This window comes from Pseudomonas sp., from assembly GCF_026224925.1.
In the GTDB taxonomy this organism is placed as follows: domain Bacteria; phylum Pseudomonadota; class Gammaproteobacteria; order Pseudomonadales; family Pseudomonadaceae; genus Aquipseudomonas.
Genome location: NZ_JAMFRV010000429.1, coordinates 1 through 11,778, shown reverse-complemented (window position 1 = coordinate 11,778; position 11,778 = coordinate 1). Strand labels below are relative to the sequence as shown.

The window sequence follows — 11,778 nt, the reverse complement described above, 5'->3', positions numbered from 1 at the left end:
TCGGCGAGTTCGAAGGCCCAGGTGTTGGCCTGTTCATCCCAACTGGCGTGGCTCAGCTCGCTATTGAGTTTGACGTGTTTCATCAATTCATAACGGTTGGCCAGGGAGTCCATGTAGCGCAGCAACTCATCGCGGTCGGCGTACATTTTGCTGACGCGCAAATGAGGGTGGAAGCTGTAGCAGTACAAGTGTGATTCGGTATCGCAGGCGGCCCCTGGGTAAGCGTTGTCGCGCCACACCCCGCCAATGCGGTCACCGCGTTCAAGAATGATAAAGTTGTCGATGCCCTGCATTTTCAATTGGGCACCCATGCCCAAGCCGCCGAAGCCTGCACCGAGAATGACGATATCGTAGGGGTTCTGTGGCGTGTTCAACATAAATCGATTCCTTGTGAATAGTGGTGAGAAAGGGGGCGCTGCTTAAAAGGCTTTTTTGTAAAGGGCCAGGGCGTCCGCTTCGCGCACTTCGACGGGGTTGTTCAGCAGCAGGCGCTCTTGCTTCATGGCGTCATGGGCCAACAGCGCGAGGCTGTCTTCGCTGACCTTGACGTCGCGCAGGCGACGCGGTGCGCCGGAGCGGTTCATCAGGTCTTCCATGAACTCGACGAAGCGGGTCGCACGGGTGGTAATCGTTGCATTGCTCGAACCCAGCAACACGTCACTCAGCTCAGCGTAAAGGGGGGCAGCGGCACTCAGGTTAAAGCGCAGCACCGGGCCCAGCATCAGCGCGTTGGAGAGCCCATGGGGGATGTGGTAGTGCCCGCCCAACGGATAGGCCAGTGCATGTACCGCAGCAACCGGAGCATTGGCGAAAGCCTGCCCGGCCAACGTTGCGCCCAGGAGCATGGCTTCACGCGCCAGACGATTCTTGCCGTCCTCGCAAGCGGGAATCAGGTTGCTAGCCAACAGCCTCAAGGCTTCGCGGGCGAGGGCGTCGGATATCGGGTTCTTGCGGTGACGGCTGGTGTAGGCCTCGATCGCATGCACCATGGCATCGATGCCGGTGGCGGCGGTGATAAGCGGTGGCAGGCCGATGGTTAGTTCGGCGTCCAGAATGACTTTGTCGGCATACAGCTGGTTGGACACAACGCCCATCTTGGTCGTCTCGCCGGTGGTCAGAATGGTGATGTTGGTCACCTCCGATCCGGTACCCGCCGTGGTGGGGATTTGTACCAGCGGCAAGCGAGTGCCCTTGACCTTGCCGATACCATACAGGTCAGCCAGTGCCTGGTTTGACGGGATCAGCACGGCGGCCAACTTGGCGATATCCATCGACGAACCGCCGCCCAGGCCCAATACCAGGTCGACGTTCGCCGCTCTGGCCTGGTCCACGCAGTCATGGAGCACGGCTTCCGGTGGGTCGGCGACCACTCCGTCGAACACGCTGACCGCAAAACCGGCCTGAATCAGTGATGCCTTGGCCGAATCAAGCAAGCCTGCGTTGTGTAGAAACTTGTCGGTGACAATCAGCAGGTTGCGACGCTCGGTCCAGTCACCGAGGATTTCTCCCAGGCGGCGTGCGGCACCCCACTCTGCGACGATTGAGGCAACGGTGTCGAAGGTGAACGGTTTGAAGATGCTCATGAACTCGAATTCCTGAGGGGCGGTGGTTCGCGGTCGGGATGCAGCGATGGCCCATTTAAGAGCAGCAGCGGCTACCGAGCTTCAACCTGAGGGTGGAATTTGCCTGGTGGCCGGGTGGAGAAAGAGGGTTGGCCAGGGGCTGGTCTGGCAAATATGTCCACCCTGCACCTGTTGCAATTCCACCCGTGGGTTGAAGATCGAAACACGGCAACGCGTTATAAGAACGACCAATAACTACAAGACTCGAAGCCACTGGAGGAATGATGAACCTGCCTCATCAACCGAAGTTTCTGGCAAGCACTGAAAGTTTCAAATCATCACCGTTGTTGATCGCAGGATTGCTCGAGGCCGGCGTTCGCGCGGCTGGAAGCAACGAGATCGTCTATCGAAACATCACCCGCTACGACTACCCGACGCTCAACCGTCGCGTTCATCAACTGGCCCATGCGCTGAGCGAGTTGGGAATCAAGGCCGGGGATACCGTGGCCGTACTGGACTGGGACAGCCACCGCTACCTTGAGTGTTTTTTTGCCATTCCGATGCTGGGTGCCGTGCTGCATACGGTGAATGTGCGCCTGGCCGCCGAGCAGGTGCAATTCACCATGGCCCATGCCGAAGATGTGATCGTGTTGGCGCACAGCGATTTTGTTCCCCTGCTGGAGTTGATCGGCAGCCATCTGCCCAGCGTTCGCGGTTATGTGCTACTTCAGGATGAGGGACCTGGCCCTGAAACTTCGCTCCCCTTGTTGGGCGAGTATGAGGCGCTGCTCGCTCGCCAGCCGGCGCACTTCGATTTTCCCGAGTTCGACGAAAATGCGGTGGCCACTCTGTTCTACACCACCGGGACCACCGGCAATCCCAAGGGCGTGTATTTCACCCATCGCCAATTGGTACTCCATACCTTGGTCGGGGCCAATGCGCACGCGAGTGCCGGTGCGCCTTTGCTCAATCGCGATAAGGTGTATATGCCCATCACCCCGATGTTTCATGTGCATGCCTGGGGCGTGCCTTACATCGCCACGATGATGGGCTGCAAGCAGGTCTATCCAGGGCGTTATGAGCCGAATGTGCTTGCGTCGCTGGTGGTGAACGAGCGCGTCAGTTACTCCCATTGCGTGCCCACCCTGCTGGCTATGGTGTTGGGTGCGGCTGAAGCGAGCCACGCCGATCTGTCGGGTTGGCACGTGCTGGTAGGGGGCTCGGCGTTATCTGTCGGTCTGGCCCGCAAGGCGTTGGCGATGAACGTGGATGTGCGCGGCGCCTACGGCATGTCGGAAACCTGCCCGATTATTTCCCTGACAAGCTTGCCGGCCGACTTTGCCAAGGCCGACGAAGAACAGCAGTTGCACTGGCGCTGCAGCGCGGGGGTGATCGCGCCATTGGTCCAGATGAAGCTGGTGGATGAGCACCATCAGCCATTGCCACAGGATGGCCGTCAGGTCGGTCAACTGTTGGTGCGCAGCCCTTGGCTCACACCCGCTTATTACAAGGACCCCGACAGCAGTGAGAAACTCTGGGAGGGCGGCTGGTTGCACACCGGCGACGTCGCCAGTATCGATTGCCATGGGTTGGTCCATATCCATGATCGGCTCAAGGATCTGATCAAGACGGGCGGGGAGTGGATTTCGTCATTGGACATCGAAAGCCTGATCAGCCGGCATCCGCACGTCAGTGAATGCGCGGTGGTTGGGGTGCCGGATGCCCGCTGGGGCGAGCGGCCGGTGGCGCTGCTGGTGCAGGCGCCATCGACCGAGGCGTTGGACGCTGAATCGCTCAAGGCGCATTTGATGCGTTTCGTGGACCAGGGCACGTTGTCGAAATGGGCCATTCCGAGCGAGGTTCGGGTGGTAGCGGCAATTCCCCGCACCAGTGTCGGCAAGCTGGATAAAAAATTGATTCGGAAACAGTTCTGACACGTCCGGAGTTAAGATTGCATTCGATACTCGTGGTCCCAAGGCGGTTGTCGTGAAGATACCGATTGATACCAGCAAGTTCCGCCCCAAAGCCTTGCCGCGTACGCTGATCCCACGGCCGCGGGCGATGGGGCAGATAGTCGCCGCGTTGGCCGAGGACACTGCACTGGTGCTGTTGTGTGCTCCTTTGGGCTATGGCAAATCGGTGTTGATGAGCCAACTGCTGGAACAGCTGGGCGCGTCGCAGGGCTTTTATCGCATTGATCGCTCGGATAACGAACCGATCTATTTTCTCGGGCATCTGTATCAACTCTTGCTCAAGCGTGGGCTGCCCGATGCCATGGATAAGGATCAGGCGTGGGCGGCCATCCGTAGCCACCTCGACAGTCTGACCTCGGCTTACACGCTGTGCATTGATGACCTGCACCTGTTGCGCTCACCCCGTGTACTCGGCTTTCTGGAAGCGCTGCTGCACCATCCGCCCCGGCAGTTGCGGATTGTCGCAGCGAGCGAAGGCCTACCAGCGCTGGGCTTGAGCCACCTGCGCCGGGACCATCGGCTGCGCATGCTCGGCCCGCGCGAGTTGGCCCTTGATGGCGAAGAGACCCAGCAGGTGTTGTTGGCGCAGGGTGTGGCGCTGGAACCCGCGTTCGTCTATCGCTTGCAGGCGGGCAGTGAAGGTTGGATCAGCGGTGTGCTGTTCTGGTGTTCGGCCTACCGGGATCTGCACACCGTCGGCAGTCAGGCTGAGCGGCTGCAGCAAGCCATTCACGCGTCCTACCAGCAAATAGCCCTGTTTATCGAAGAAGAACTGCTGCGCCGACTGCCCCAAGGGCTGGTGAGGTTTATTGAGTGCACCTCGGTGGTGGGCGCCTTCGATCTGGAGCTAGCGACGGTGCTCACGGGCGACCCTCAAGCCGAGGTACTACTACGCAAGCTATTGCAGTTGGACCTGTTCATCGAAGAGCGGGTGGGTGAGCGTCTGCGTTATCAGTACCATCCGGCCTTGCGGCTGACGGCGCAACAACGTCTGCGTCGACGTAATGCCGACAGACTATTGCAACTGCATCAGCAAGCGGCTGATTGGCTGTTGGCCAATGCCTTTTATGCGCAGGCGGTGTATCAATACGGTCGAGCAAAAAACACCCAGGCGTTGTTTCATACAGTGGAGCAACACACCTTCGACCTGCTGCGTGAAGGTGAAATCAATGCGATCGTCGACTTCCTAGGGCACGCGCTGCGCGACAGCGAATCCGATCACCTGAACCTGGCCATGACCGAAGCGTCGACTCTGATCGTGACCAACGACATCGAACGCACGCGTGCGTGTATCGGTGCATTGAAACGCCTGAGTGGGCAACCCGTGCACTATCGCTTGGACCGTGCGATGCAGACCATCGCGTTCCTGCGCAGCCACCTGGCGTGGTTGGGCGGCAACCTGCGCCATGGCGTGGAAGTGGCGAGGATCGCCCTTGAGCGTTACCCCACGGCCAATGCGGCGACGGCTATCTTGCATGCCAACAGTGCAGGATGCCTGGCCGCGCTCGGTCGCTTGACTGATGCACAGCGCCAGAATGACGAGGCGTTGAGTCAGCTATCGACGCTGGGCTTCAAGGGTTACACCCATCACTTGCACTTGCAGGCTGCAGAGATCGAGCTTGCACAGGGGAAAACCGAACAGGCCCGGCAGCGCTTTTTCGAAGGCGCGCTTGAGCACGTCACCGGTAAGGTCTCGGGCAATTTCTATGACGCCTTCCTGCACCTGGGGCAGGGGCTGGTCCTGATGCAACGCAATGCATTGAGCGCTGCGTCCATCAGCCTGGCCAAGGCAGAAAAAATCGCGATGGATTTCCCCCACAACGCGGCACTGGCGCTGATTTTCCATCATCAGGCCTGCCTGTTCGACGCACTGGGTGATTGCGCCCGGGCGGTAGCGCGATGGGACGAGGCCCGGCGCCTTGCCAAGGCGTTCGGACAATGGCGCGTGTATCGTCTGGCGGGTGCATGGAGGGTTCGGCACGCCGTTCGCCACGGCGATCAGGAGTTCCTCTTGGCCTGGCTAAAGGAGTGGCACTGGTGCAAGCAGCAATACGCCGAGGACGTACAGCCGGACGAGATCCTCGCCTATGCCTGGGTCCAGCGTCACCTTGGGCAAAGGGCCGTGGTGGTGAAACAGTTGCAGGCGCTCAACGAGCTGGCCGAAGAGCAGCAGCATCGAAGGCTCAAGCTTGACCTGCTGCTGCTTGAGGCGAGCATAGCCCTGGACCAGAGTGATCAGCGAAAGGCCATGCACCTGCTGGATGACGCGGTGGCGCTGGCCTGTGAGTTTGAATTAGGCCATTTGCTGCATTTCGAAGGGGCCGCTCTGAGCGATCTTTTCCAGCAGTTGATCGCATCGCAAGCCCGCAAGCAGTATGAGTTGCAACGCGAACTGCCCAGCCCGCAACAGTTGCAGCGTTTGATGCCGAGCCTGTTGAGGCCTGTGCAGGCAGCCCAGCGTTTGGCCGAGCCGGTTACCCGCCGTGAGCGTGAGGTGTTGCAGCGCATGGCCCGGGGGCAGGGCAATGCGCAAATCGCCGAATCGTTGTTTGTCAGCCTGAGCACGGTAAAGACCCATATCAACAATCTGTTTCGCAAGCTGGAGGTCAATGACCGCGATGAAGCCTTGCGCAAAGCCCGCAGTGTCGGCTTGCTAAGCTGACGCCTCGTGTACTCCACCCGGGGCTGGTGGAGAACTCCATCCCAAATTCCACCCCCGGTTTGACGAATTGGCATGTCTGCGCTGATACAACATCACAGTCGTTTTCGCTCATGACTCTTCACGGCGGGATTCACTTTTATGTTGCTCAACGAACGCGATCTTCAGTTTCTGCTTTACGAGTTTCTCGATACCCAGGCTTTGCTCGAACGCGAGCGTTACGCCGAACATGACCGTGCGGTGTTCGACGCCTCACTGGCGACCGCACGCCAGGTGGCGGTTGAGTTCTTCGCGCCGCACAACCACAAGGGCGACCAGAACGAGCCCACCTTCGATGGTGCGCGGGTCAGCCTGATCCCTGAAACCCAGACTGCATGGGATGCCTTCGCCGATGCCGGCTTCCTGGCGGCGCACCATGACTTCGAGGACGGCGGCTTGCAGTTGCCCGAAGTACTCCTGCGTGCCTGCATGGCGTATTTCAATGCGGCGAATATCGCCACCACCGGTTATCCATTCCTGAGTATTGGTGCGGCCAATCTGATCAAGAGTTTTGCCTCCAGCGAGTTGCAACAGCGTTTCCTGCCGGCCATGTTCGCCGGTCGTTTCAGCGGCACCATGGCCTTGACCGAACCCGGGCAAGGTTCGGCGCTGGGTGATCTGCGCACCCGTGCGGTGCCGGCTGAAGAGGGTAGCTACCGGGTGTTCGGGCAAAAGATGTTCATCTCGGGAGGCGATCACGAGATGACTGAAAACATCGTGCATCTGGTACTGGCCCGCATCCAGGGTGCGCCTGCCGGGGTGAAGGGCATTTCGCTGTTCGTGGTGCCCAAGTTCCTGGTGCTGGCGGATGGCACGACGGGGGCGCGCAACGACGTCGCCCTGGTCGGCCTGTTGCACAAGATGGGCTATCGCAATACCACCTCGACGGTGCTGAGTTTCGGCGAACGTGATGGCGCTGTCGGCTATCTGGTGGGCGAAGCCAACAAAGGCCTGGGCTACATGTTCCAGATGATGAACGAGGCCCGCATCGGTGTTGGCCTGGGGGCGGCGAGCCTGGCCTATCAGAGTTACCTGCATGCACTGGAGTACGCCCGCGAACGTCCGCAAGGGCGTCTGGCCAGTTGCAAGGACCCTTTGACGCGTCAGGTTGCGATCATCGAGCACGCCGATGTGCGGCGCATGTTGCTCATGCAAAAAGCCTATGCCGAGGGCTCCATGGCGCTGTGCCTGTACGCCAGCAGCCTGGTGGAGGATTCGCACACCGGGAGCACCGAACAATTGCGTGACGATGCCGCGCAATTGCTGGACTTGCTCACGCCGATGGTCAAGACCTGGCCGTCGCGCTACGGCCTGATGGCCTCTGACCTTGGCATTCAGATACTTGGCGGTGCGGGCTATACCCGCGAATACCCGTTGGAGCAGTTGTACCGCGACAACCGCTTGAACCCGATCCATGAGGGCACCGAAGGTATTCAGGCGCTGGATCTGCTCGGTCGCAAGCTGGGTTTGAAAGGCGGCCGTGGCTATGCCTTGTTCCTTGAAGAGGTTAAAGGCAGCTTGCAGCAAGCCTCCCGCCTAGATGAATGCGGGCGTTTGGGCCAACGTCTGGCTCAGGGCCTGGCGATACTCAAAGACGTCACCACCTCGTTGCAGCAACAAGTCGCGGACCACGCGGACCTCGGCCTCTCCAACGCCACGGCGTACCTGGACCTGTTTGGTCGCGTTCTGGTGGGCTGGGTGTGGTTGCGTCAGGCAATGGTTGCCGAGCGTGCCTTGCTAGGTGGAGCCGCTGGCGAGGAGGGCGATTTTTATCGCGGCAAGGTGCATACCGCCAGGTATTACATGGAGTGGGAATTGGCCCCCTTGCACGGTATTGCCCAATTGCTCTGTGCAGGTAACAGCGCCTGTCATGACATGCAGAACCGCTGGTTCTGAGCGTCATTTCAACAGTCTTCAGCTAACAGGAACAGCATCATGACAACACTGATTGACTACCGGTTGGACGGCCAAGTGGCCCTGATCGGGCTGGATCGACCCCCGGTGAATGCGTTGGGCCAGCCATTGCGTGCAGCGCTTGCCGAGGCATTCGAGCAGGCTATTGGCGATGCGCAGGTTTGCGCGTTGGTGATCTATGGACAGGGGCGCGCCTTTAGTGCCGGTGCCGATATCAGCGAGTTTGGCTCACCCGCTGCGTTCGCGACACCTGACTTGGCCAGCCTGTTGTCCAGGTTGGCAGACTCGCCAAAACCAGTGGTCGCCGCCATCGCTGGCGTCGCGCTGGGTGGCGGCCTGGAAACAGCGCTGGCCTGCGGTTATCGCATCGGTACGGCGTCAGCCACCTTGGGGCTGCCGGAAACCCGGATCGGCCTGTTGCCCGGTGCCGGCGGCACGCAGCGCCTGCCACGGTTGATCGGCGCAGAAGCGGCGCTGGAGATGATCCTCAGCGGTGAGTCGGTATCGGCATCGCAAGCGTTGGCGTTGGGGCTGATTGACCGGCTGGTCGCTGACGGGGATGACGTGTTGGCAGCCGCCACTGATTTTGCCAGAACGCTGCTGGACGAATCGGCTCCTGCGCAGCGGGCCTGGCGTTATTCCGATCCGGCGCAGGGTTTGCCAGCCAGTTTCTTTGAGGATTACGCAGCCGCACGATCCCGGCGCTGGAAGGGACAATTGGCGCCTGTACTTGCCCTGGAAGCCGTAAGGGCGGCATGTGCAGGTTCGCTGGAGGAGGGCTTGGCTAGAGAACAGGTGTTGTTCAAGCAGGTCGAGTCGTCTGCCCAATCGGCGGCCCTGCGGCATCAGTTCTTCGCTCAGCGCGAAGCGTTGAAGATATCTGGAGTCAGTAAGGATATTGCGCTTAGGCCGGTCGATCATGTTGCTGTGATTGGCGCCGGGACCATGGGCGGTGGCATTGCGATGAACTTTGCCAATGCCGGCATCCCGGTGACACTGCTGGAGCTTAAGGGTGAAGCACTGGATCGCGGGCTTATGCATATTCGCAAGAACTACGAGAGCAGTGTCAAACGCGGCAAGTTGACCGTCCAGCAACTCGAAGCACGTATGGCGCTGATCACAGGAACCCTGGAGTACGCAGACATTGCCAACGTTGATCTGGTGATTGAGGCGGTCTTCGAAAGTTTGGCGATCAAGCAAAGTGTCTTCTGTACCCTGGATAAGGTGTGCAAGGCAGGGGTCATCCTGGCGACCAATACCTCAACGCTGGATGTGGATCTGATCGCCGCCGTCACGCGGCGCCCACAAGACGTGATCGGGCTGCACTTTTTCAGCCCCGCCAACATCATGAAGCTGCTTGAAGTGGTACGCGGTCGGGAGACTTCGGCCCAGGTACTGGCGACCACCCTGCACCTGGCCCGACGGACCGACAAGATCGCCGTTGTCTCAGGCGTCTGTTTCGGCTTTATCGGCAACCGCATGCTCGAACCTTACGCCCGGGAAGCACACCGCCTGGTGCTCGAAGGGGCGACGCCCGCCCAGGTCGACGGGGTGTTGACCGAGCTGGGACTGGCCATGGGTGTCCTGTCAATGTACGACCTGGCCGGTATCGATGTCGGTTATCTGGTGCGTGAGTCGCGTCGTGAAGCGATTGCCCATGACGCCAGCTATTTCAAGCTGGCCGATGAGCTTTACGCGCATGGCCATTATGGTCAAAAGACGGGTCGCGGTTTCTACCGCTATGAAGGGCGCGAGCGCATAGAGGATTACGAGGTGGTGGCCTGTTCCGAGGTGTTGGCCAACGAACTCGGCATCGCCCGCCGAGTGATCTCCAATGATGAGATTCACGACCGCTGCCTGTTCATGCTGATCAACGAAGGTGTGCAATTGCTGGACGAGGGCATTGCAGAACGCAGCGGTGATATCGATCTGGTGTGGATTAACGGATACGGCTTCCCGGCGTGGCTGGGTGGGCCCATGCACTATGCCGAACAGATGGGGCTGAGCCGGGTGCTTGCGGGTATCGAGCATTACCGAGAACAACTGGGTGATTACGGTCAGATGTGGTTTCAAGCAGCGCCTCTGCTGCAACGATTGGTGGCCGCCCACCAGACTCGTATTCAGCGCCTTTAAGGCACCTTCTCAAGGAATCCTGCACATGTCGGAAGCTGTCATTCTTTCAACGGCCAGAACGCCGATCGCGAAGGCGTTCAGAGGAGCGTTCAATAGCCTTAAATCCCCCAGCATGGCTTCGTTTGCCATCGCAGCGGCTGTCGAGCGGGCGGGGATCGAGCCCGACGAAATCGAGGATCTGGTCATGGGCTCCGCACTGCCCAGTGGTACCGCGGGCTGGAACCTGGGGCGCATGAGTGCATTGGCCGCCCGTTTGCCCTTTAGCGTGGCCGGGCAAACCATTGATCGTCAATGCGCCTCGGGCCTCATGGCCATTGCCACCGCCGCCAAACAAATCATGCACGATGGCATGCGCGTGGCCATTGGCGCCGGTCAGGAGAATATCAGCGCCGTTCAAGACAGGAGTATGGAGTGGGCTTTGGCCGAGCGTGACCCGCGCGTAGAACAGCACGCCGCGCATGCTTATATGCCCATGTTGCAGACCGCAGAGTTGGTTGCCCGACGCTACGGTATTTCCCGTGAAATGCAGGATGTCTATTCACTGCAATCCCAGCAACGGATAGCCGCTGCGCAGCAGGCCGGATTGTTCGCCGACGAGATCATTTCTGTCAGCACTACCAAGGCGATTCTCGATAAGGCCAGCGGCGTTATCAGCCATGAATCCGTGACCCTCAATATGGACGAGGGCAACCGCCCCGGTACTCGGTTGCAGGACCTGAGCAACCTCAAGGCGGTGCTGGAGGGTGGGAGTATTACTGCCGGCAATGCCAGCCAACTGTCCGATGGGGCCAGCGCCTGCGTGTTGATGGACGGACGATTGGCGCAGCAACGCAATCTGGAACCCATAGGGATGTATCGAGGCATCGCTGTAGCCGGCCTTGCTCCTGAGGAAATGGGCATTGGGCCGGTGCTGGCCGTGCCAAAACTGCTCAAGCAGCATGGGTTGCGGGTCGATGACATCGGTCTGTGGGAGCTCAACGAAGCGTTTGCCTGCCAGGTCATTTACTGCCGGGACAAACTGGGCATTCCCAACGACAGGCTCAATGTAAACGGTGGTGCCATCGCCATTGGGCATCCTTATGGAATGAGTGGTGCCCGGATGGTTGGGCATGCACTGTTGGAAGGGAAGCGTCGCGGCGTGAAGTATGTCGTGGTCACTATGTGCGTCGGCGGCGGTATGGGTGCCGCCGGCCTGTTTGAGGTGTTGTGATGAATACTCTGTTTTCGTTGAAGGGCAAGGTGGTACTGGTGACCGGTGCTTCCAGCGGGCTGGGTGAGCACTTTGCGCATGTGGTCAGTGGTGCCGGTGCCAAGGTGGTGATCGCCGCACGCCGCGTGGAGCGTTTGCAGGCGCTGGCTGATCAACTGCGCAGCCAAGGTGGCGAGGTGATTGCAGTTGCCCTTGATGTCACCTCGCGCGCGAGTGTTGAGGCGGCCTTCGACCTGGCTCAGCAAGCGTTCGGTGTCGTCGATGTGGTCATCAACAACGCGGGTGTGG

At 59.9% G+C, this 11,778-nt stretch carries 8 protein-coding genes; 6 read left to right on the top strand and 2 right to left on the bottom strand.

Annotated elements, in window-relative coordinates; genetic code table 11:
* Together M0974_RS18545 and M0974_RS18540 are read right to left on the bottom strand one after the other, a co-directional pair.
* Positions 1-377 (bottom strand): NAD(P)-binding protein (locus M0974_RS18545; RefSeq protein WP_297839922.1); only part of this gene is annotated, 377 nt, incomplete at its 3' end.
* Positions 378-419: 42 nt separating this feature from the next.
* Positions 420-1,583, bottom strand: a complete 1,164-nt coding sequence (locus tag M0974_RS18540; RefSeq protein ID WP_297839920.1) for an iron-containing alcohol dehydrogenase — start codon at positions 1,581-1,583, stop codon at positions 420-422.
* A gap of 263 nt (positions 1,584-1,846) precedes the next feature.
* Between M0974_RS18540 and M0974_RS18535 the strand changes: the two genes are divergently transcribed.
* The 6 genes from M0974_RS18535 to M0974_RS18510 all read left to right on the top strand — a co-directional run.
* Positions 1,847-3,496, top strand: a complete 1,650-nt coding sequence (locus tag M0974_RS18535) for a fatty acid--CoA ligase (protein WP_297839917.1) — start codon at positions 1,847-1,849, stop codon at positions 3,494-3,496.
* Positions 3,497-3,548: 52 nt separating this feature from the next.
* Positions 3,549-6,197 carry a LuxR C-terminal-related transcriptional regulator gene (locus M0974_RS18530; protein WP_297839914.1) on the top strand — a complete coding sequence of 883 codons (2,649 nt, stop codon included), beginning with the start codon at positions 3,549-3,551 and terminating at the stop codon, positions 6,195-6,197.
* A gap of 138 nt (positions 6,198-6,335) precedes the next feature.
* Complete coding sequence (locus M0974_RS18525) at positions 6,336-8,129, top strand: acyl-CoA dehydrogenase (protein ID WP_297839911.1); 1,794 nt, start codon at positions 6,336-6,338, stop codon at positions 8,127-8,129.
* 39 nt (positions 8,130-8,168) lie between these two features.
* Complete coding sequence (locus tag M0974_RS18520; protein WP_297839908.1) at positions 8,169-10,280, top strand: 3-hydroxyacyl-CoA dehydrogenase NAD-binding domain-containing protein; 2,112 nt, start codon at positions 8,169-8,171, stop codon at positions 10,278-10,280.
* Positions 10,281-10,305: 25 nt separating this feature from the next.
* Positions 10,306-11,490, top strand: coding sequence for an acetyl-CoA C-acyltransferase (locus tag M0974_RS18515; RefSeq protein WP_297839905.1), 1,185 nt, complete (start codon positions 10,306-10,308; stop codon positions 11,488-11,490).
* Positions 11,490-11,778: SDR family oxidoreductase (locus M0974_RS18510; RefSeq protein ID WP_297839902.1), on the top strand; the 289-nt coding region annotated here is incomplete at its 3' end. The genes M0974_RS18515 and M0974_RS18510, both read left to right, overlap by 1 nt.

Bases quoted from the DNA above. Each gene is read 5' to 3' on its own strand.
- M0974_RS18540 (WP_297839920.1), bottom strand. From the start codon at position 1,583: ATGAGCATCTTCAAACCGTTCACCTTCGACACCGTTGCCTCAATCGTC.
- M0974_RS18515 (WP_297839905.1), top strand. From the start codon at position 10,306: ATGTCGGAAGCTGTCATTCTTTCAACGGCCAGAACGCCGATCGCGAAG.
- M0974_RS18535 (WP_297839917.1), top strand. From the start codon at position 1,847: ATGAACCTGCCTCATCAACCGAAGTTTCTGGCAAGCACTGAAAGTTTC.
- M0974_RS18520 (WP_297839908.1), top strand. From the start codon at position 8,169: ATGACAACACTGATTGACTACCGGTTGGACGGCCAAGTGGCCCTGATC.
- M0974_RS18525 (WP_297839911.1), top strand. From the start codon at position 6,336: ATGTTGCTCAACGAACGCGATCTTCAGTTTCTGCTTTACGAGTTTCTC.